The organism is Bacillus luti, assembly GCF_009739945.1.
GTDB lineage: Bacteria > Bacillota > Bacilli > Bacillales > Bacillaceae_G > Bacillus_A > Bacillus_A luti.
Genome location: NZ_CP040336.1, coordinates 971,140 through 993,570 on the forward strand (window position 1 = coordinate 971,140; position 22,431 = coordinate 993,570).

At 37.8% G+C, this 22,431-nt stretch carries 20 protein-coding genes and 1 other annotated feature; of the genes, 17 read left to right on the plus strand and 3 right to left on the minus strand.

The window, feature by feature from the left end; genetic code table 11:
* Position 1 precedes the first annotated feature (1 nt).
* The 5 genes from ruvB to yajC are packed head-to-tail and all read left to right on the plus strand — an operon-like array spanning position 2 to position 3,712.
* A complete protein-coding gene (ruvB, locus tag EUC40_RS04995) occupies positions 2 to 1,003 on the plus strand; it encodes a Holliday junction branch migration DNA helicase RuvB (protein WP_000344468.1) in 1,002 nt (333 codons plus the stop codon).
* On the plus strand, positions 1,000 to 1,200 hold the full coding sequence (locus EUC40_RS05000; RefSeq protein WP_064472646.1) for a DUF2905 domain-containing protein: 201 nt from the start codon (positions 1,000 to 1,002) through the stop codon (positions 1,198 to 1,200). Before ruvB ends, EUC40_RS05000 begins: the two co-directional genes overlap by 4 nt.
* Positions 1,201 to 1,219: 19 nt before the next feature.
* Positions 1,220 to 2,272 (plus strand): tRNA preQ1(34) S-adenosylmethionine ribosyltransferase-isomerase QueA, encoded by a 1,053-nt coding sequence (queA, locus tag EUC40_RS05005; RefSeq protein WP_000354028.1) that lies wholly within the window; start codon positions 1,220 to 1,222, stop codon positions 2,270 to 2,272.
* A gap of 12 nt (positions 2,273 to 2,284) precedes the next feature.
* Positions 2,285 to 3,424 (plus strand): tRNA guanosine(34) transglycosylase Tgt, encoded by a 1,140-nt coding sequence (tgt, locus tag EUC40_RS05010; protein WP_000125362.1) that lies wholly within the window; start codon positions 2,285 to 2,287, stop codon positions 3,422 to 3,424.
* A 27-nt stretch (positions 3,425 to 3,451) separates the two neighbouring features.
* Entirely contained in the window at positions 3,452 to 3,712 is a 261-nt protein-coding gene (gene yajC / locus EUC40_RS05015) for a preprotein translocase subunit YajC (RefSeq protein WP_071712910.1), read from the plus strand.
* Positions 3,713 to 3,749: 37 nt separating this feature from the next.
* Here the strand turns inward: yajC and EUC40_RS05020 are convergent, their stop codons facing one another.
* The gene (locus EUC40_RS05020) at positions 3,750 to 4,133 is read right to left on the minus strand and encodes a TIGR04086 family membrane protein (RefSeq protein ID WP_000349140.1); all 384 of its coding nucleotides are present in this window, start codon (positions 4,131 to 4,133) and stop codon (positions 3,750 to 3,752) included.
* A 102-nt stretch (positions 4,134 to 4,235) separates the two neighbouring features.
* On the opposite strand from EUC40_RS05020, the gene EUC40_RS05025 reads away from it, so the two are divergent.
* The gene (locus EUC40_RS05025; protein ID WP_156573935.1) at positions 4,236 to 4,883 is read left to right on the plus strand and encodes a DUF421 domain-containing protein; all 648 of its coding nucleotides are present in this window, start codon (positions 4,236 to 4,238) and stop codon (positions 4,881 to 4,883) included.
* Positions 4,884 to 4,912: 29 nt separating this feature from the next.
* Here the strand turns inward: EUC40_RS05025 and spoVB are convergent, their stop codons facing one another.
* Positions 4,913 to 6,472, minus strand: a complete 1,560-nt coding sequence (gene spoVB, locus EUC40_RS05030) for a stage V sporulation protein B (RefSeq protein ID WP_156573937.1) — start codon at positions 6,470 to 6,472, stop codon at positions 4,913 to 4,915.
* A 186-nt stretch (positions 6,473 to 6,658) separates the two neighbouring features.
* Between spoVB and EUC40_RS05035 the strand changes: the two genes are divergently transcribed.
* The 11 genes from EUC40_RS05035 (at position 6,659) to EUC40_RS05080 (ending at position 21,332) form a co-directional block, all read left to right on the plus strand.
* Positions 6,659 to 6,943, plus strand: coding sequence for a post-transcriptional regulator (locus EUC40_RS05035; protein ID WP_000884550.1), 285 nt, complete (start codon positions 6,659 to 6,661; stop codon positions 6,941 to 6,943).
* A 269-nt stretch (positions 6,944 to 7,212) separates the two neighbouring features.
* The gene (gene secDF, locus EUC40_RS05040; RefSeq protein ID WP_156573939.1) at positions 7,213 to 9,477 is read left to right on the plus strand and encodes a protein translocase subunit SecDF; all 2,265 of its coding nucleotides are present in this window, start codon (positions 7,213 to 7,215) and stop codon (positions 9,475 to 9,477) included.
* Positions 9,478 to 9,631: 154 nt separating this feature from the next.
* Entirely contained in the window at positions 9,632 to 10,525 is an 894-nt protein-coding gene (locus EUC40_RS05045; RefSeq protein ID WP_156573941.1) for a cation diffusion facilitator family transporter, read from the plus strand.
* Between the two features lie 101 nt (positions 10,526 to 10,626).
* Complete coding sequence (gene recJ, locus EUC40_RS05050; RefSeq protein WP_156573943.1) at positions 10,627 to 12,966, plus strand: single-stranded-DNA-specific exonuclease RecJ; 2,340 nt, start codon at positions 10,627 to 10,629, stop codon at positions 12,964 to 12,966.
* A gap of 47 nt (positions 12,967 to 13,013) precedes the next feature.
* A complete protein-coding gene (locus EUC40_RS05055; RefSeq protein WP_000346220.1) occupies positions 13,014 to 13,526 on the plus strand; it encodes an adenine phosphoribosyltransferase in 513 nt (170 codons plus the stop codon).
* A 210-nt stretch (positions 13,527 to 13,736) separates the two neighbouring features.
* Positions 13,737 to 15,920 carry a GTP diphosphokinase gene (relA, locus tag EUC40_RS05060; RefSeq protein WP_001262804.1) on the plus strand — a complete coding sequence of 728 codons (2,184 nt, stop codon included), beginning with the start codon at positions 13,737 to 13,739 and terminating at the stop codon, positions 15,918 to 15,920.
* Positions 15,921 to 15,937: 17 nt separating this feature from the next.
* Positions 15,938 to 16,378 carry a D-tyrosyl-tRNA(Tyr) deacylase gene (locus EUC40_RS05065; protein ID WP_001266956.1) on the plus strand — a complete coding sequence of 147 codons (441 nt, stop codon included), beginning with the start codon at positions 15,938 to 15,940 and terminating at the stop codon, positions 16,376 to 16,378.
* Between the two features lie 217 nt (positions 16,379 to 16,595).
* Positions 16,596 to 16,772, plus strand: a complete 177-nt coding sequence (locus EUC40_RS26885) for a hypothetical protein (RefSeq protein ID WP_002015300.1) — start codon at positions 16,596 to 16,598, stop codon at positions 16,770 to 16,772.
* Positions 16,773 to 16,826: 54 nt separating this feature from the next.
* Positions 16,827 to 17,057: a binding site (T-box leader), on the plus strand.
* A 69-nt stretch (positions 17,058 to 17,126) separates the two neighbouring features.
* Positions 17,127 to 18,398, plus strand: a complete 1,272-nt coding sequence (gene hisS / locus EUC40_RS05070; protein ID WP_071712916.1) for a histidine--tRNA ligase — start codon at positions 17,127 to 17,129, stop codon at positions 18,396 to 18,398.
* Between the two features lie 12 nt (positions 18,399 to 18,410).
* A complete protein-coding gene (aspS, locus tag EUC40_RS05075) occupies positions 18,411 to 20,186 on the plus strand; it encodes an aspartate--tRNA ligase (RefSeq protein ID WP_156573945.1) in 1,776 nt (591 codons plus the stop codon).
* 378 nt (positions 20,187 to 20,564) lie between these two features.
* Positions 20,565 to 21,332, plus strand: coding sequence for a tRNA threonylcarbamoyladenosine dehydratase (locus tag EUC40_RS05080; RefSeq protein ID WP_000903176.1), 768 nt, complete (start codon positions 20,565 to 20,567; stop codon positions 21,330 to 21,332).
* A gap of 453 nt (positions 21,333 to 21,785) precedes the next feature.
* Here the strand turns inward: EUC40_RS05080 and EUC40_RS05085 are convergent, their stop codons facing one another.
* Positions 21,786 to 22,427, minus strand: a complete 642-nt coding sequence (locus EUC40_RS05085; RefSeq protein ID WP_071712918.1) for an RsfA family transcriptional regulator — start codon at positions 22,425 to 22,427, stop codon at positions 21,786 to 21,788.
* Positions 22,428 to 22,431: the final 4 nt, after the last annotated feature.

Sequence of the window (22,431 nt, forward strand, 5' to 3'; positions counted from 1 at the left end):
AATGGACGAACGTCTCCTTTCAGGGGAATCTGCATATGAAGATGTGGATTTAGAATATTCATTACGGCCACAAACGCTCCGTCAGTATATTGGCCAAGATAAGGCGAAACATAATTTAGAGGTGTTTATTGAAGCGGCGAAAATGCGTGAAGAAACGCTAGATCATGTGCTCTTATATGGACCGCCAGGGCTTGGTAAAACGACGCTTGCGAATATTATTGCAAATGAAATGGGCGTAAATGTTAGAACAACTTCAGGACCGGCAATTGAAAGACCAGGTGATTTAGCTGCTGTCTTAACAGCACTTCAGCCAGGGGATGTATTATTTATTGATGAAATTCATCGTTTGCATAGATCAATTGAAGAAGTACTATATCCTGCGATGGAAGACTTCTGTCTTGATATTGTAATTGGGAAAGGACCGTCAGCACGGTCTGTACGATTAGACTTACCTCCATTTACATTAGTTGGGGCAACGACGCGTGCAGGTGCATTATCAGCGCCGCTTCGTGACCGTTTCGGTGTGCTTTCAAGATTAGAGTATTACACAGTAGATCAGCTTTCTGAGATTGTTGAACGTACAGCAGAAGTATTCGAAGTTGAAATTGACTCGTTAGCCGCACTAGAAATTGCAAGACGTGCTCGTGGTACACCTCGTATTGCAAATCGTTTATTACGACGTGTACGTGATTTCGCACAAGTTCGTGGTAACGGAACGGTTACAATGGAAATCACACAAATGGCGTTAGAACTATTGCAAGTAGATAAATTAGGACTCGATCATATCGATCATAAATTATTGCTTGGTATTATTGAAAAATTCCGTGGTGGCCCAGTTGGATTAGAGACTGTTTCGGCAACGATTGGAGAAGAATCTCATACGATTGAAGATGTGTATGAGCCGTATTTATTACAAATTGGCTTTTTACAACGAACGCCAAGAGGCCGAATCGTAACGCCGCTTGCATATGAGCATTTCGGAATGGAGATGCCAAAAGTATGACGGAGATGCCGAAATTGCTTATTACAGCAGGTATCTTACTTATCGTTGTTGGATTAGCTTGGAAGTTCATTGGAAGACTTCTAGGCGATATTTTTGTGAAAAAAGGAAACGTTACCTTTTATTTTCCTATCATTACATGTATTGTGTTAAGTATTGTATTATCTTTTATTATGTATATAATAAATCGATTCAAATAAGAAATAGGTGGATACAGTTATGGATATTAATCTGTTTGATTTTCATTTACCAGAAGAACTTATTGCGCAAGTCCCGTTAGAAGAGCGTGAAACATCAAGATTAATGGTGTTAGACCGTGAAACCGGTGATATTGAGCATAAACATTTTACGGACATTCTTTCTTACTTACATGAGGGGGATTGCTTAGTTTTAAATGAAACGAAAGTAATGCCAGCTCGTTTGCACGGTGTGAAAGAAGATACAGGCGCACACATTGAAGTACTTCTTTTAAAACAAGAAGAAGGCGATAAGTGGGAAACGCTTGTTAAGCCAGCGAAACGTGTAAAAGAAGGAACTGTTATCTCTTTTGGCGAAGGGAAATTAAAAGCAACTTGCACAGGAACGGCAGATCAAGGTGGACGTCAGCTTGAATTTTCATATGACGGCATCTTCTATGAAATTTTAGATGAACTTGGAGAAATGCCACTTCCTCCATATATTAAAGAGACGCTAGAAGATCGCGATCGCTATCAAACAGTATATGCGAAAGAAATCGGTTCAGCAGCAGCGCCGACTGCAGGACTTCACTTTACAGAAGAGTTACTGGAGAAGTTAAAACAAAAAGGCGTTGAGTTAGCATTTATTACACTTCACGTAGGGCTTGGAACATTTAGACCAGTTTCTGCAGATACGATTGAAGAACACCATATGCACGCAGAATATTACCATATGTCTGAAGAGACAGCGGCATTATTAAATCGTGTGAAAGAGAATGGTGGACGTATTATTACAGTAGGTACAACATCAACTCGTACGTTAGAAACAATTGCGACAGATCATGACGGTAAGCTTTGTGCTGCTTCTGGCTGGACAGATATTTTTATGTACCCAGGTTATGAATTTAAAGCAATTGATGGTTTAATTACAAACTTCCATTTACCAAAATCAACATTAATTATGCTTGTAAGTGCATTTGCAAATAGAGATAATGTACTTCATGCTTATAATGAAGCAGTAAAAGAAAAATATCGTTTCTTTAGCTTCGGTGATGCGATGTTCGTTGCATCTCACGCTAAAATGGGAAACAAATAAAAGGAGTAAATTATGACAGCAATTCGTTATGAATTTATTAAAACTTGTAAACAAACGGGTGCGCGTTTAGGACGTGTACATACGCCACACGGTTCATTTGATACACCAACATTTATGCCGGTTGGTACACTTGCAACAGTTAAGACGATGTCACCAGAAGAATTAAAAGCAATGGATTCTGGCATTATTTTAAGTAATACGTATCATTTATGGCTGCGTCCAGGTCACGAAATTATTCGTGAAGCAGGCGGTTTGCATAAATTTATGAACTGGGATCGCGCGATTTTAACGGACTCTGGTGGTTTCCAAGTATTCAGTTTAAGTGACTTCCGCCGTATTGAAGAAGAAGGCGTTCACTTCCGTAACCACTTAAATGGAGATAAATTATTCTTATCACCAGAAAAAGCGATGGAAATTCAAAATGCATTAGGTTCAGATATTATGATGGCATTTGATGAGTGTCCACCATTCCCAGCTACTTTTGAATATATGAAGAAATCTGTAGAGCGTACAAGCCGCTGGGCAGAGCGTTGTTTAAAAGCGCATGAACGTCCACAAGATCAAGGTTTATTCGGTATTGTACAGGGCGGGGAGTTTGAAGAACTTCGTCGTCAAAGTGCAAAAGACCTTGTTTCAATGGACTTCCCTGGTTACGCTGTAGGTGGTTTATCTGTTGGGGAGCCAAAAGATATTATGAACCGTGTACTTGAGTTCACAACACCACTTCTTCCAGATAATAAACCACGTTACTTAATGGGAGTAGGTTCTCCTGACTCGTTAATTGATGGTGCAATTCGTGGTATTGATATGTTTGATTGTGTGCTTCCAACTCGTATCGCTCGAAATGGTACATGTATGACAAGTGAAGGTCGTCTTGTTGTGAAAAATGCGAAATTCGCTAGAGACTTCGGTCCGCTTGATCCAAACTGTGATTGCTACACATGTAAAAATTACTCTCGTGCGTACATTCGTCACTTAATGAAATGTGATGAAACGTTCGGAATTCGTTTAACGTCTTATCACAACCTGCATTTTCTGTTAAACTTAATGGAGCAGGTGAGACAAGCTATTCGTGAAGACCGTCTTGGCGATTTCCGCGAAGAATTCTTTGAACAGTATGGCTTTAATAAACCGAATGCTAAAAACTTCTAATACATAATTTAAAAGGAGGAACAAAAGATGAATGCAGGTATGATGAATATCGTTATGATCGTTGCGATGTTTGCGATTTTCTATTTCTTATTAATTCGCCCACAACAAAAGCGTCAAAAAGCAGTTGCTCAAATGCAAAATGAGTTAAAAAAAGGTGATGCTATCGTAACAATCGGTGGTTTACACGGTACAATTGAATCAGTAGACGAAACGAAAATCGTTGTTAAATCTGGTGGTTCACACTTAACTTTCGATCGCAATGCGATTCGTGAAGTTGTGAAAAACTAATGAGGAAGGCCCTGCATGAAATGTGCAGGGCCTTTTTTTAGTTAGTTTGCTTTGACATATTTACACCGAAAATACCACCAAGTGTGCTCGCACCCATTAATGCTAATTGATAAAGTAACTGTGAGTTCGATAAAGTTTGAGAAAAGCCTAAATAGTTAACTAGAAAAACAAGTACAGTGAATGTAAGTCCTGTCGTGAAACCTACTAGCCAACCTTTCCCTTGTGCCTTTTTTCCAGCGATAAATCCAGACATAAGCATGGAGAGGAGGGCTAGTATAAAAATTGTAATTACTAATGTTCCTTCACTAATATTCGTAAACCTTAATAAAAGAGCCATGACCATACTTGTAATAGAGGCAAGAATTAATAAGGTAATAATACCGAAACCAATTGCTGTTGATAATTTTTTCGTTCCATCCATTTATGCATTCCTCCTTTTTAATACAAGCATATTTTCATTTTGCTTAAGTTAGACTAGTTTCTTTTTTAAAGGGGAGTCTATATGTAAAAAGGAGATGTAGAAATGGAATGGGTATCAATCATTGGTCGGACGATGCTTTTGTATATCATCATCTTAATTATTTTTCGTCTTATGGGTAAGCGTGAAATTGGAGAGCTAAGTGTATTAGATTTAGTTGTATTCATTATGCTTGGTGAAATGGCAGTAGTCGCAATTGAAAATACGGATAAATCACTTTGGCACCAATTAGTTCCAATGACTTTTCTTATGTGTATACAAATCATTTTGTCAGTTATTTCGTTAAAGTATCAACGATTTCGGCATTTAATAGAAGGAGAGCCAGCTATTCTTGTAAATGCGGGAAAGATTGATGAAAAGAAGATGAGAAAGCAACGTTATAATATAGATGATTTAATGATGCAATTAAGGGAGCAGGGAGTCGGAGATATCCGAGATGTAGAATACGCTATTTTAGAACCATCTGGGAAGTTATCTGTCTTTCAAAAACAAAAAGGTAAACAGGATGCATTGCAGTTTACTCTTCCGCTTATTATTGATGGGGAAATTCAATTTAGTCATTTGCAAATGATTGAACATACAGACGAATGGCTCATTGGGAAATTAAAAAACTTAGGTTATAACGATGTAACAAAAGTTTTGTACTGTAGCTTTCAAAATGGACAATTTTTTGTTGATTTAAAAGAAAACTAGAGGCTTACCATATGAAATAGTAAGCCTGTTTATTTCAAAAATGAAAGTTTACGAATGATAGGGAGCCGGCTTAACTCTTCTTTTCGAATCAGTTTGAAAGTGAAGAGGAGGATGGTATAAACGATTGTTGTTAAAAAGATTTCCCATAACGTTTGTACACCGAGTGAATGAGAAAAAACAATATACTTATGAAGGTAAAAGCCGAAGCTACCTGCAATACCGATGGCAAGCCCGCCAAAAATATAGTCTTTTGCGTAGATGGTAAATGTAATCTTCTTTAAAACGGTAGCATAGTGAAGGAAGGTTACCGTTACTATATTTGCCGCGATGGCCAGTGCAACCCCCATCATTTGAAAATCTGGCCTTGAAGCTAGTACAAAAATAACGATTAATTTCACGATGGCGCCAATAAATGTATTCATCATTGCAGCTCGTGCTAGGTTTAAAGCTTGCAAAACAGAGGTAAGCGGGCTTTGGAAATAATGAAATAAAAAGCAAGGTGCAAGGAGTTGGATGAATGCTGTTGCACTATCCGATCCATACATAAGAGTTAAAACAGGAGAAGCAAATACGTATAATATAACGACTGACCACCCACCAGTAATTAATGAGATCCGAAGAGCTTGTTGTAATCGGTGTTCCACTAATTTATGCTGTCTTTTAGCCATCGCTTCACTAATAGATGGAACGAGTGCTGTAGAAAGGGCGTATGTAATAAAGGCTGGCAGTGATAATAGCGGGAATGCATAACCGTTTAAGATACCGTATTGCTGGGTTGCGACAGAGGCAGCAACGCCGGCAATCGCTAAGCTTTGCATAACGACGATAGGCTCAAAGAAATATGAAATGGAACCGATTAAACGGCTCCCTGTAGTGGGAAGGGCAATATCCATAAGAGAATAAAATGTCCCTTTGCTTTCCTTTACAGTAGTGAAAAATCTAGAGCGTATAGATAAATGTTTTTCGCGCTGAAATAAAGTGAGTAAAAATAATAACGATGCAACTTCACCGAGAACGGCTGATAACATAGCACCAGCTGCAGCATATTCTACGCCGTAAGGTAAAAATAACCGAATGCATATAGCGATAATTGTAATGCGGACAACTTGTTCTATAACTTGAGCATAAGCGCTAGGCTTCATATTTTGTTTCCCTTGAAAATAACCACGTAAAACAGAAGAAACTGCAATAACAGGAACGACAGGCAAAATAGCCATTAACGGGTAGTACGTTCTTTCATCGGTTAATAATGTTTTTGCTAAAATGGGTGTGAGGAGCATAATCCCAATTGTTAAAATGATACTAATAACGGATGTAACAGCTAGGGAGACAGTTAATATTTTTTTGACTTTTTGTTTATCATTCACCGCTTCCGCTTCTGCTACAAATTTTGCGATTGCAACAGGAAGGCCGATTTGTGTTAATGTAATTGCTAAAATGAAGGTGGGAACAGCCATCATATAAAGGCCAACGCCTTCTTCGCCTAGTATACGTGCCATTACAATGCGGTTAATAAATCCAAGGATTTTTGTAATAAACCCAGCTATCATTAAAATAAATGCACCTTTTAAAAAGCTTTGTCTCGTCATACTCTTCTCCTACCTTCTCAAAATCAGTGGAATGATTTACAATAATTTATATGCACGTATGAGACAAGAATGACAAGCATTTAAGAGAGTGAAGTATGAATGCTCTTGAAAGTAGTAGTTATTGCTGTCCATTAGAGCGGGAGTAAAAGCGACTTTTCGTGCTGAAATAAGAAGGAGATGTTATATATGTTGGATAAAGAGGCTTTGGTAGAATCATACCGCGGACAGTTACAAGTCGTTTTAGAAAGTAAAGTAGAAGAGTTTCGAATGTTCGGTTATGACCGAGTGACAGATAATGATATTTGGAAGTTTCTCAAGGTGAAAAAGTGGAAAAAGATAGACAGTGATGTTAGGTTATATGAATTAGTAAATGATGTCTTAAGAGTAAGTGCTAATGAATATATGACTTATTTAACTGTTGAAGCATATCAAGCGCCACTTTGGTCATTTGATGAATATGAAAATAAATAACTGACTGCAATTGGTTTGTTCTTCCTTTTGCAGTATAATGATAGGTATTGATAAAGAGGAATTAATGATGTCTAAGATTATATATAAAGGAGGTAGTGAAGCGAAAAATAAATAATAAAAGTGTAGGTATTCCGTAAGGCTTACCGACATAGCTAGTGATGGGCTAGCAAAACTATAGAAAGGAAGTCTACTAACTAGGCATATGCACACGTATAGCAGTGAATCGTAAGAGATTTATTGAAAGTGTTAGTAGCAGAAAGAGGGTACATATGGCAAAGCGTGGTACGAGAATTGCTGCCTTTTTCCTCATCGTTTTATTAATCGGTGGAGTAATTGGTGCGGCAGGAAAAGACATAGCAAAAGGAATTAGTCTAGGACTAGACCTTCGCGGTGGTTTTGAAATTCTGTATGAAGTAAAACCAGCCAAAAAAGGTGACAAAATTGACCGAGAGGCGCTTGTAAGTACAGTAGGTGCTCTTGAAAATCGTGTCAATGTTCTCGGTGTAAGTGAGCCGAACATCCAAATTGAAGGGGAAAATCGAATTCGTGTACAGCTTGCTGGTGTACAAGATCAGCAAAAAGCACGTGAGATGTTATCAACACAAGCGAAATTAACATTCCGTGATGTAGATGACAACCTTCTTATGGACGGAACGGATTTAAAAGGCGGCGGAGCGAAGCAAACATTTGATGAGCAAGGCCGTGCGAGCGTAGGTCTTACACTAAAAAGTGCTGACAAATTCCGTGAAGTAACTGAAAAAATTTCAAAAATGCCACCACCAACGAACTTAATGGTAATTTGGCTTGATTTTGAAGAAGGAAAAGATTCGTATAAAGCAGAAGCTGCAAAACCGAATCCGAAGTTCTTATCAGCAGCAACAGTAAGTCAAGTATTTAACCAAGCTGAAGTATCTATCGTAGGTGGAAACTTCACAGTTGAAAGTGCGAAACAACTTTCATCTTTATTAAATGCAGGTGCACTTCCTGTTGATTTAAAAGAAATGTATTCAACATCTGTTGGAGCGAAATTTGGTCAACAAGCGTTAGAGCAAACGATTTTCGCTAGTGCGATTGGTATCGCTCTTATTTTCTTATTTATGCTTGTATTCTACCGTTTACCAGGACTTGTAGCGGTTATTATGTTAGGTCTATACATTTTCGTTACATTACTTGTCTTTAACTGGATGCATGCAGTTCTTACGTTGCCGGGTATTGCGGCGTTAGTGCTCGGGGTAGGTATCGCAGTTGATGCGAATATTATTACGTACGAGAGACTGAAAGAAGAACTGAAAATTGGTAAGTCAATGATGTCAGCATTCCGTGCTGGTAACCATCGTTCATTAGCAACAATTTTAGATGCAAACGTTACGACTCTTGCAGCAGCTGGTGTGTTATTCGTTTATGGTAATAGCTCTGTAAAAGGATTCGCAACAAGTTTAATTGTAAGTATTTTAGTTGGTTTCGTTACGAACGTATTCGGTACTCGTTTCTTATTAGGATTACTTGTAAAGAGCCGTTACTTCGATAAAAAGCCAGGATACTTTGGTGTGAAACAAAAAGACATTATTCCATTAACAAAAGGTGTAGTACATCCACCGACAAGATTTGATCGTATTAACTTCGTAAATATCGGTCATAAATTCCTTGTTTTCTCGATTTTAGTTGTAATTGCAGGCGCAATTATACTACCAATTTTCAAATTGAATCTTGGTATTGACTTTGCGAGTGGTACACGAATCGACTTGCAATCAAAACAAGCAGTTACTGTATCTGATGTTCATAAAGATTTTAAAGAGTTGAACATTGAAGTGAAGGAAGAGAATATTGTACCGACTGGAGATGACAATAAAGGATTCGCAGTTCGTACATTAGGTGTTCTATCAAAAGATGAAATTGCGAAAACAAAAACATTCTTCCACGATAAATATGGTACAGATCCAAACGTAAGTACAGTTTCGCCGACAATCGGTAAAGAAATTGCACGAAATGCATTTATCGCAGTATTAATTGCTTCTGCGGTTATCATTTTATACGTAAGTATTCGATTCCGATTTACGTACGCATTATCTGCAGTACTTGCATTATTACATGATGCATTTGTTATGATTGTTATATTTAGTATTTTCCAATTAGAGGTAGACTTAACGTTTATCGCTGCGGTATTAACGATCATCGGTTATTCTATTAATGACTCAATTGTTACGTTTGATAGAAACCGTGAATTATACAAACAGAAAAAACGAGTTCGCGATATAAAAGACTTAGAAGAAATCGTAAATGCAAGTATTCGCCAAACGCTTGGTCGTTCGATTAACACCGTATTAACAGTGTTATTCCCAGTAATTGCACTGCTTATCTTCGGTAGTGAGTCACTACGTAACTTCTCGTTTGCGTTACTTGTTGGATTAGTTGTAGGTACGTACTCTTCTGTTTTCGTTGCTTCTCAAATTTGGTTAATGCTTGAAAACCGTCGTTTGAAAAAGGGTAAAAACAAGAAGAAGGTTGAGAAAGTAGAATCTGAACCGCAAGTATAAAAACAGATGATGTCTCTTTATGAGGCATCTCTTTTTTCGTTTGTGGATACAATAAGATAGCAACTTTTAAAAATGAAAATGGAAGAAAGTGGTGATGTTATCGCTGTTTTTGTTAAAATAAAAAGATAGGTTAAGAAAAGAAGGGATTTTAATTATGGAAAAAGATGAACGTTTTAAACAGGCCGAGTTTGGTGCTATTGTCGGGATCGTTGGTAATATCGTATTAGCGATTATAAAGGCGGTAATTGGTTATATTGGGAACAGTAAAGCGCTATTAGCGGATGCCGTGCATTCTGCATCAGATGTAATTGGTTCGCTAGCTGTACTGTTTGGATTGCGAGCAGCAAAGCAGCCGCCTGATGAAGATCATCCATATGGTCATGGTAAAGCGGAATCGATTTCAGCGATTATTGTTGCGGTATTATTATTTATTGTAGGAATCGAGATAGCGATTTCGTCTATAAAAGCTTTTTCGCAGGAACTAGAACCACCGAAAGCGATTACGATTTTTGCTGTTATTCTTTCAATTGTAGTGAAAGAAGGGATGTTTCAATATAAATTCCGATTAGGGAAGAGAGTCAATAGTGATGCAATTATTGCAAATGCATATGAGCACCGTTCAGATGTGTTTTCTTCAATTGCAGCTTTAATCGGTATTTGTGCAGCTATTATCGGTGGAAAGCTCGGGTTAGATTGGCTTGTATATGCTGATCCGATTGCGGGATTATTTGTTTCGATTCTCGTTGCAAAGATGGCGTGGAGTATTGGAGCGGAGGCAATTCATGCAACGCTTGATCACGTTCTTCACGAAGAAGATGTTATTCCGCTTAGAGAAGCAGTTCTTCAAGTGAATGGTGTAAAAAAAATCGGTTCTTTATATGCGAGGGAACATGGCCATTATGTTATTGTTGATATTAAAGTGTCTGTAGATCCATACATTACTGTAGAGGAAGGCCATAGCATCGGAAAGCATGTGAAAGAAAAGCTTATGGAACAAGATAACGTGCAAAATGTGTTTGTACATATAAATCCGTATTCTCCAAATTAAACATTGTTAACATTTTAGTATGCAGATATTGCATCGTAGTTTGCATTATATTGTCACCCCTTAATCTGTCTTGTATAATGAACAGGTTAAGGGGTGATTTCGTGTTACAACCGAAGACGCGTTGGAAAGAAAAAGAATATAATGAAGAGCGAGTGAGTGAATTAGCAAGTAAATTGCAATTATCACCTCTTGTTATCTCTTTATTCCTCGGTAGAGGACTAGATACAGAAGATAAGATTTTAGATTTTTTAAATACAGAAAATCAAGAATTCCATGATCCATTTTTATTAGAAGGAATGGACCGAACAGTAGAACGTGTAAATAAGGCGATTCAAAATGGAGAGCAAATATTAATATTTGGTGATTATGATGCGGACGGAGTAAGTAGTACGACGGTATTATATCTTGCTCTGAAAGAATTAGGTGCAGATGTAGAATTTTACATTCCGAACCGTTTTACAGAAGGCTATGGACCGAATGAAGAAGCGTTTCGTTGGGCGCATAGTGCGGGGTTCTCATTAATTATTACTGTCGATACTGGTATTGCAGCAGTACACGAAGCGAAGGTAGCGAAGGAGCTCGGAATAGATCTTATTATTACAGATCACCATGAGCCACCGCCAGAGTTACCAGAGGCACTTGCGATTATTCATCCGAAACTAGATGGTGGTGTGTATCCATTTCACTATTTAGCGGGTGTAGGTGTTGCGTTTAAAGTTGCACATGCACTACTAGGCCGTGTGCCAGAACATTTATTAGAAATTGCAGTAATTGGTACAGTAGCCGATTTAGTGTCACTTCATGGTGAAAATAGGTTGCTAGTGAAGCGCGGTTTAAAGCATATGCGCATGACGAAAAATATCGGTTTAAAGGCATTGTTTAAAGTTGCTAACGTTTCGCAAAGTGAAATTACTGAGGAAAGCATAGGCTTCTCAATTGCGCCACGTATTAATGCAGTTGGACGTTTAGAAGATGCAGCGCCGGCTGTACACCTTTTATTATCAGAGGATCCAGAGGAAGCGAAAGAACTGGCTGAAGAAATTGATGAGCTGAATAAACTGCGAAAAGACATTGTAAAACAAATTACAGAAGAAGCTATCGCTGAAGTTGAAAATCATTTCCCGCCAGAAGATAATAAAGTGTTAGTGCTTGCAAAAGAAGGTTGGAATCCAGGAGTAATTGGGATTGTCGCTTCTAAATTAGTTGAGCGCTTTTATCGTCCAACAATTGTATTAAGTATTGATCCTGTAAAAGAAACAGCGAAGGGCTCAGCACGTAGTATTGCAGGATTTGATTTATTTGCAAACTTGTCAGATTGTAGAGAGTTATTGCCGCACTTCGGAGGGCATCCAATGGCGGCCGGAATGACGCTTCATATGAATGATGTAGAGGAATTACGTCGCCGTTTAAATGAGCAAGCAGATGCAATTTTAACAGAAGCAGACTTCATTCCAATTACAGCCGTTGATGCTTTTTGTAAAGTGGAGGACGTAACACTTGCAGCAATTGAGGATATGCAAAAGTTGGCGCCATTTGGTGTTGGAAATCCGAAACCGCGTATTGCAGTGAAAGATGCTGAGCTAGAAAGTATTCGTGCAATTGGATCAGACGGTTCTCATTTGAAAATGGCTCTTCGTGATGGACAAGCAACACTAGACACGATTGGATTTGGGTTTGGTGCGTATGCAAAAGAAATTTCTCCAGTTGCAAAGGTATCTGTAATAGGAGAGGCATCCATCAATGAATGGAATAATTTTAAAAAGCCACAATTAATGGTACAAGATATTGCTGTAGAGGCTTGGCAATTATTTGATTGGCGTAGTATGCGTAATGTAGAAGCGAATTTAGCAGAACTTCCGAAAGAGAAAATAACAATGGTGTATTTTTCGGAAGATGTATTGAATAAATTTTCTCTAGAAGACTATAAGGAGCAGCTCATGCATGCATCCGAAGTAACGCATTTAGATGATCAATATATTGTGTTACTCGATTTGCCAAAAGGAACAGATGAATTACGTGAGTTATTTAAAGTAGGATTCCCATCGCGAATCTATGCGTTATTTTATCAAGAGAATAATCATTTATTTAGTACGATCCCAACGAGGGAACACTTTAAATGGTACTATTCTTTCTTGAACCAAAAAACACCATTTTCTTTAAGACAATATGGTGAACAGCTATGTCGTCATAAAGGTTGGTCAAAAGATACAGTAAATTTCATGACACAGGTGTTTTTTGAGTTAGAATTTGTTACAATAAAAGATGGCGTCATTTTTATGGCAGACAAAAAACAAAAGCGTGATTTAATTGAATCGAACACATATCGTGAGAAAATGAACCACTTACAATTAGAAAAAGAATTGGTTTATAGCACATATCAGCAATTATATACATGGTTTGAAACGATTCGTAATCATAAAGAAGTAGAACAGTTAGGGTAAAGGTTTTGTATTTACAAACCTTTTAGATCTGAGGAGGATTCAGAAATATGGATTTCAAGCAACATATCGCAATTGTACCGGATTATCCGAAAGAAGGTATTGTGTTTAAAGACATTACACCTTTAATGAACGACGGTAAAGCATACAAAGCAGCAACAGATGCAATCGTTGAATATGCAAAAAAAAGAGATATTGACCTTGTAGTAGGACCAGAAGCACGTGGCTTTATTATCGGTTGCCCAGTTTCTTATGCATTAGAAGTAGGTTTTGCACCAGTTCGTAAATTAGGAAAATTACCACGTGAAGTAATTACAGTTGACTATGGTAAAGAATATGGTAAAGATGTTTTAACAATCCATAAAGATGCAATTAAGCCAGGTCAACGCGTATTAATTACAGATGACCTATTAGCTACAGGTGGAACAATCGAAGCGACAATCAAACTAGTTGAAGAGCTAGGCGGAGTTGTAGCAGGAATTGCATTCTTAGTAGAGCTTACTTACTTAGATGGTCGTAAAATGTTAGATGGTTACGATGTATTAGTATTAGAAAAATACTAATCACTATATAGGTAAAACTACGGTGATAAGAAGTACCCGTGAATCTCTTGGAGAGGAGCGGGTACTTTTGTATAATTGCACAAAAAAATAAGGTGAAATGTCAGTAAAATCTTTTCCTTTTCACAATTCACAATCATTAGGTTATAATGATAGAATATAATTTATTCTACTTAATAAAGATAAAGTCAATTTTCAATAAAAGGTGATTCGATGGCAAATGAGCAGGTACTAACAGCTGAACAGGTACTCGAGAAAGCAAGTCAATATTTAGCGAATGAAGATATTGAGCTAGTAGCACGTGCCTATGAATATGCACGTGATGCGCATAGTGAACAATATAGAAAATCGGGTGAACCGTACATTATTCATCCAATTCAAGTTGCTGGTATTTTAGTGGATTTACACATGGATCCAGCAACAGTGTCGGCAGGTTTCTTACATGATGTAGTGGAAGATACAGAGGTTACATTAGAAGATATTGAACGGGAATTTAATAAAGAAATTGCTATGCTTGTTGATGGTGTGACGAAGCTTGGAAAGATTAAATATAAATCTCATGAGCAGCAACAAGCAGAAAACCATCGCAAAATGTTTATCGCAATGGCTCAAGATATTCGAGTTATTTTAATTAAACTAGCTGACCGTCTTCATAACATGCGTACATTGAAACATTTGCCCCAAGAGAAGCAGCGTCGCATTGCAAATGAGACATTAGAAATCTTTGCACCTTTAGCGCATAGACTCGGAATTAATACTATTAAATGGGAACTAGAGGATACGTCACTTCGCTATTTAAATCCACAGCAATATTACCGTATTGTAAATTTAATGAAGCGTAAACGTGCAGAGCGTGAAGAATATTTAGATGAAGTAATGACTGGCATTCGCGAGAAATTAAAAGAAGTTGCAATTCAACCTGAAATTTCTGGCAGACCAAAGCATATTTACAGTATTTATCGTAAAATGGCCCTGCAAAATAAACAGTTCAATGAAATTTACGATTTATTAGCTGTACGTGTCGTTGTAAATAGCATTAAAGATTGTTATGCGGTGCTTGGAATTATTCATACGTGTTGGAAGCCAATGCCAGGTCGTTTTAAAGATTATATTGCGATGCCGAAAGCAAATCTATATCAATCTCTTCATACGACTGTAATTGGACCAAAAGGAGATCCACTTGAAGTGCAAATTCGTACGAAAGAAATGCACGAAATTGCAGAATTCGGGATCGCGGCACACTGGGCGTATAAAGAAGGAAAAGCAGCAGAAACAACAGGTACATTAGAGAAAAAACTTACATGGTTCCGTCAAATATTAGAATGGCAAAATGAAGCTTCTAATGCAGAAGAGTTTATGGAGTCATTAAAAATTGATTTATTCTCTGACATGGTATTTGTCTTTACACCGAAAGGCGATGTAATGGAATTACCACTTGGATCTGTTCCAATTGATTTTGCGTATCGTGTCCATTCGGAAATTGGAAATAAAACAATTGGTGCAAAAGTAAACGGGAAAATGGTGACACTTGATTATAAATTAAAAACGGGTGACATCATTGAAATTTTAACATCGAAACATTCGTATGGACCAAGTCAAGACTGGGTAAAACTCGCTCAAACATCTCATGCGAAAAATAAAATACGTCAATTCTTTAAGAAGCAACGTAGAGATGAAAATATTGAAAAAGGCCGTGAACTTGTTGAAAAAGAAGTACGTGGTCTAGAGTACGAGATGAAAGAAGTATTAGCGCCTGATAATTTAAAACGTGTTGCTGAGAAGTTTAACTTTGCGAATGAAGAAGATATGTTTGCGGCAGTAGGTTATAACGGAATTACAGCCGCGCAAATTGTTACGCGACTAACGGACAAGTTCCGCAAACAACGCGAAGAAGAAGAAATCGTTGAAGTTAAAGAAGTTCGTAAACCGATGAAAATTCGAAAATGGGATTCTGGTGTAAAGGTAAGCGGTGCTGATAATTTATTAATTCGTTTATCAAAATGCTGTAACCCAGTGCCGGGTGATGATATCGTTGGGTATATTACGAAAGGTCGAGGCGTATCGATTCACCGTCGTGATTGTGTAAATGTTCATACAGAAGAAGCGGTAGAACGTTTATTAGAAGTGGAATGGGAAGGTAGTCCTGAAAAAGAAATTGAATATAACGTTGATATTGAAATTTCAGGTTACGATCGCCGTGGTTTATTAAATGAAGTACTGCAAGCTGTTACAGAGACGAAAACGTATATTTCAGCTGTTTCTGGTAGAAGTGATCGTAATAAGATGGCGACAATTAATATGTCAATCTCTATTCGTAACTTACAACACTTGAAAAAAGTAGTGGAGCGCATTAAGCGTGTTCCAGAAATTTATGCAGTACGACGCATGATGCATTAATAGGGAGTGTAGAAAAAATGAGAGTTGTTTTACAACGATCAAAGGAAGCGTCTGTCACAGTAGATGGTGAGATTGTAGGACAAATTCCATTCGGTTTAACATTACTAGTCGGCATTACGCATGAAGATACAGAGAAAGATGCAACTTATATTGCAGAAAAAATTGCGAACTTACGTATTTTTGAAGACGAGAGCGGAAAGATGAACCATTCAGTACTTGATGTAGAAGGACAAGTTCTATCTATTTCGCAATTTACATTATACGGAGATTGTCGTAAAGGAAGACGTCCAAACTTTATGGATGCTGCGAAACCTGATTATGCAGAGCGTTTATACGATTTCTTTAATGAAGAGGTTCGTAAACAAGGTCTGCATGTCGAAACAGGGAAGTTCGGAGCGATGATGGACGTTTCTTTAATCAATGATGGTCCGGTGACCTTAATTGTGGAAAGTAAATAATGTTGCTGAAGAAGAGAGGATGATAGGATCCTCTCTTTTTTATACATTTTGGTATGTTTTGTTCATTTATCATAAGATTAATTGGTTATTGTTATCGTCGTTAACTGTATTCTTATGTTTGTTTGGAATCAATAGCTGATTTAATTATGTATAACTCTCTAATCAATATGGAACAATAAAAAGTAAAACATCCATATTGAATGTGAGGGATATACGTATGCGTATGAATGAAAAAGGGCATTCTGTTACAAATGGTGCAAATCAATTGTTTAACGTAAATTTACATGATTTCATTTCGAAAGAACAAAACAATACTTCAATGGAGCTTGCTTCTGAGTTTGGTATTTCGCTACAAGATGTAAAGCGTCTAAAGAAACAAATTGAGCGCTCTTAGAGCACTTGACAATCCTACTCAACAAACGTATAGTAATTTTATATTTACATATGAATATAACCGTTGATGGAGAAGAGTAAATGAGGCACACATGGAAAGAGAAGAAATGTCTTAGGCTGAAAACATTTCTACATGATGACTGATTGAATGACACTCTAGAGGTTTCAACTTGAACGGCAAATATGCTTAGTAGAGATGAACGCATATTTAAGCGTTATTAAAAAAGTGGAAGCATACGTGCTTCAATTAGGGTGGCACCACGGGTATAATACTCTCGTCCCTACTGTTTAAACAGTAGAGGCGGGAGTTTTTTTATTTTTATTAAGATTAAAACAATTTGAGGAGGAACTGAATATGTCTATTCAAATCCCACGCGGAACGCAAGATATTCTTCCAGGTACTGTTGAGTTATGGCAGTATATCGAAGGGCAAGCACGCGAAATTTGCCGTCGTTACAACTATAAAGAAATTCGTACACCAATTTTTGAACACACTGAGCTATTTTTACGCGGTGTTGGTGATACGACAGATATCGTACAAAAAGAAATGTACTCATTCCAAGATCGTGGAGAGCGTAGTTTAACATTACGTCCAGAAGGTACTGCACCTGTTGTACGTTCTTACGTTGAAAATAAAATGTTCGGTGATGCAACACAACCAACGAAATTATACTATATCGGTCAAATGTTCCGTTATGAAAGACCGCAAGCAGGTCGCTATCGTCAATTCGTACAATTCGGTATTGAAGCAATCGGTAGTAACGATCCTGCAATTGATGCAGAAGTAATTGCGCTTGCTGTAGAGTTTTACCGCGGTATGGGCTTAAAGAATATTAAAGTTGTATTAAACAGCTTAGGTGATGCAGCGAGCCGTCAAGCGCATCGCGATGCACTAATCGCTCATTTCGAGCCACGCATTGGCGAGTTCTGCTCTGATTGCCAATCTCGATTAGAAAAGAACCCACTTCGCATTTTAGACTGTAAAAAGGACCGTAACCATGAATTAATGGGTACAGCACCATCTATTACAGAATACTTAAACGAAGATTCAGCAGTATACTACGACAAAGTTCAAGAACTATTAACGATGATGGATGTTCCATTTGAAAAAGATCCAAACTTAGTACGTGGTTTAGACTACTATCAACACACTGTATTTGAAATTATGAGTGAGGCAGAAGGTTTCGGTGCTATCACTACATTAAGCGGTGGTGGTCGTTATAACGGACTTGTACAAGAAATCGGTGGACCAGAAATGCCAGGTATCGGTTTTGCGATGAGTATTGAACGTCTAATTATGGCGCTAAAAGCTGAAAACATTGAGTTGCCAATTGAACATAGTATCGATTGTTACGTTGTAGCTCTTGGTGAAAAAGCGAAAGACCATGCTGCAAAAGTTGCGTTCGATCTTCGTAAAGCTGGCTTATCAGTTGAAAAAGATTATTTAGATCGCAAAATGAAAGCACAATTTAAATCAGCAGATCGTTTAAATGCGAAATTTGTAGCTGTATTAGGGGAAGATGAGCTAGATAAAGGTGTCATTAACTTAAAAGATATGGCAACAGGCGGACAAGAAGAAGTCGCATTAGATGTATTTGCTTCATACGTAGCAGAGAAATTAATATAGGGGGAACTTACAGTGGCTGAAAGAACACATGCATGTGGAAAAGTAACAGTAGAAACAGTTGGACAAACAGTTCAATTAAAAGGTTGGGTACAAAAACGCCGTGATTTAGGTGGATTAATCTTTATTGACTTACGTGACCGTACAGGTATCGTACAAGTTGTATTTAACCCAGAAACATCAAAAGAAGCACTAGAAGTAGCAGAGACAATTCGTAGCGAATACGTATTACACGTAGAAGGTACAGTTGTTGAGCGTGGAGAAGGTGCAATTAATGACAATATGGCAACTGGCCGTATTGAAGTACAAGCAACGAAAGTAAATGTATTAAACGCAGCGAAAACAACACCAATCATTATCTCTGATGATACAGATGCATCAGAAGATGTGCGTTTAAAATATCGTTACTTAGACTTACGTCGTCCTGTAATGTTCAACACATTCAAAATGCGTCACGACGTAACAAAAACAATTCGTAACTTCTTAGATACAGAAGATTTCTTAGAAGTGGAAACACCAATTTTAACGAAGAGCACGCCAGAAGGAGCTCGTGACTATTTAGTACCAAGTCGTGTGCATGATGGTGAATTCTATGCATTACCACAGTCTCCGCAGCTATTTAAACAACTTCTTATGGTCGGCGGATTTGAGCGTTACTATCAAGTAGCACGTTGTTTCCGTGACGAAGATTTACGCGCAGATCGTCAACCAGAATTCACGCAAATCGATATCGAGGCATCATTCTTAACGCAAGATGAAATTTTAGAAATGATGGAGCGCATGATGACGAAAGTTATGAAGGATGCGAAAGGTGTAGAAGTTAGTGCACCATTCCCTCGTATGAAATATGCTGATGCAATGGCTCGCTACGGTTCTGATAAGCCAGATACACGCTTTGAAATGGAACTAACAGACCTGTCTGAATTCGCAGCAGGTTGTGGTTTTAAAGTATTTACAAGTGCTGTAGAAAGCGGCGGACAAGTAAAAGCAATTAATGCAAAAGGTGCTGCGAGCAAATACTCTCGTAAAGATATCGATGCATTAACTGAATTCGTAAAAGTATACGGTGCAAAAGGTCTAGCTTGGCTTAAAGTAGAAGAAGACGGCCTAAAAGGACCGATTGCGAAATTCTTCGGTGAAGAAGATGCAAACGTGTTAATGACTACATTAGAAGCTACTGCTGGCGACTTATTACTATTCGTAGCAGATAAGAAGAGTGTTGTTGCAGATAGCTTAGGCGCACTTCGTTTACGTCTAGGTAAAGAACTTGAGTTAATTGATGAAAGTAAATTTAACTTCCTATGGGTAACGGATTGGCCACTTCTTGAGTACGATGAAGATGCAGATCGTTACTTCGCAGCTCACCATCCATTCACAATGCCATTCCGTGAAGATGTTGAACTATTAGAAACAGCACCAGAAAAAGCGCGCGCGCAAGCATATGACCTTGTATTAAACGGTTATGAGCTTGGTGGTGGATCACTTCGTATTTACGAGCGTGACGTACAAGAAAAAATGTTTAAAGCACTTGGATTCTCACAAGAAGAGGCGCAAGAGCAATTCGGATTCTTATTAGAAGCATTCGAATACGGTACACCACCACACGGCGGAATCGCATTAGGTTTAGACCGTCTTGTTATGTTACTTGCAGGTCGTACGAACCTTCGTGATACAATTGCATTCCCGAAAACAGCAAGTGCAAGCTGTCTATTAACAGAAGCTCCAAGCCCAGTTGCAGAAGCGCAGCTTGAAGAGTTGAACTTGAAATTGAGCTTGAAAGAAGAGAAGTAAGAGAAGTAAGAATAGGGTCTAGATGGTTATACTAATACCATCTAGACTTTTTTTGAGAGGTTGTTTAAAAAGTCCGGTTCAGCTGGCCGTCGCATCTCATCGTTGCTTCGCCAGTCCGGTGCTCATGTAGTACGCCTACACTTGTGCTCCTCCTGGCTTCAGCGCCTCGATCTGCTCGGCCATCTGAATCCTCCTTTTTAAACGTGTATTGGAAGGAAGTTTAAAAGGTTATTTAAGAAGTAAAAAAATCCGGTTTACACTATGTTTTCATTATCGAAATATGTATTTTTAGGAATTCTATAACTTTTTCTATACAAATAGTCGGAAAAAGGCTAGAATACATGGTAGACCATTTTTGTAATAGGAGTGTAGAGCTGAATGTTACATCAATTTTCACGTAATGAATTAGCCTTCGGTAAAGAAGGACTTGAAATATTAAAAAATAGTACAGTCGGTATTTTAGGAATTGGCGGCGTAGGTTCTTTTGCAGCTGAAGCGTTAGCACGTTCTGGCGTAGGACGTCTCGTATTAGTTGATAAAGACGTTGTAGATATTACAAACGTAAACCGTCAAATTCATGCTTTAGTATCTACTGTAGGACGTTCAAAAGTAGAATTAATGAAAGAGCGTATTGCAGATATTAATCCAGAGTGTGAAGTAATTGGACTAGAAATGTTTTATACGGATGAAACATATGAAGAGTTCTTTAAACACGGTTTAGATTTCGTAGTGGATGCATCTGATACGATTACGTTCAAAATTCATTTAATTAAACAGTGCTTACGTCGTAAAATCAAAATTATCTCATGTATGGGTGCAGCAAATAAAATGGACCCAACTCGTTTCCGTATTGCGGACATCTCTAAAACACATACAGATCCAATTGCGAAAGTAATTCGTACGAAGCTTCGTAAAGAGGGTATTAAAAAAGGTGTAAAAGTTGTCTTCTCTGACGAAAACCCAATCGTAATTCGTGAAGAGGTACGTAAAGAAATCGTACCAGACGAAAATGCAAAAATTCGTAAAGCAAAATTACCACCTTCTTCAAATGCATTCGTACCATCTGTGGCAGGCCTAATTATGGCAAGTCACGTTGTACGTGAGCGTATTAAAAACGTAGAAGTGAAACGTGTAGGGCAAGAATAAAAAGAAAGCATATATCCGTCTAGGATATATGCTTTTTCTATTATGTTTTAAAGAATTGCTGAAATTTGCAATACTAATAATTCAAATGTAAGTAATCCTAATAAAGAATAATCGTATTTATCCGGCTTATAGGCGGAAGTCTTTTTTAAACTGTGAATGGTGAAAAGACCTAAAGTCAGGACGAGAACACTGAGTGTTATTTTGAAGACTATTAATGAAATAGCAATCAGCTCCTTTCAATCGTATATGTTTATAGTAACATGTAATTGAAGTATATCCAATTAATTCCAAGTACTACCTTATACGACAGGTCGGCTTTTTTGTGAATATTTGTCGGTAAATCGATATTCCTTGTCGAATCGCCGATATAATTGCCTTTACCAATACGCTGTCCACAGAGGAAACAAAAAAGGATGTCACTTAGCCGGAAAATTGGGCTAGGTGACATCCTTTTTAATTCTCTGCAGAATATATAATATCTAAATTTCCATTTTGATCTGTTTTGAAAATTGGAGCAATCTGTTCTTCTTGTTCTTCAACTGAAACGAGTTTTCGAGCGCGGTCCATAATTCTAACAAGCATGGCGTAATCTTCTTCGATCGCTTGTTGTTTTTTTGTGAGTACAGCTAATTTTGTTTCAAGTTCATGATTCGTTTTTTTCAAGGAAGTGAGCTGATCTTGTAATACGTCATTTTCAGTTTGTAATTTCGCAAGTGAAGGGTTATTGTGCTCCAAATTTTTCAGAAATGCGATGACATTTTGCATTGTGAGTTCTTGTTTACTTGGCGTAATATCTTCTGAAAACTCAGCATCGATTACGAGTTGAGGAGTTTTTGTAAATTGCTCTTTTTCTATTTTAGCTTCAGAACGTTTTAACTCTTTACGCTGTTTTTTTGCAAGTTGTACTGCATCTTCGTAATTTTGTCTTACTTCAGCGTTCCATCTAAAACCACAAGCTGCGGAAGTACGGTTTAAAGCATCGCCAACTTCATCAAACGCTTTTATTTGTGTACTTCCGCTGCGAATATGTCGCAAAACAGTTTCTGCTAAAAGGAGATCGTCTTCTTTTGTCCATGCATCTTGACGTGTTTTCATAAGC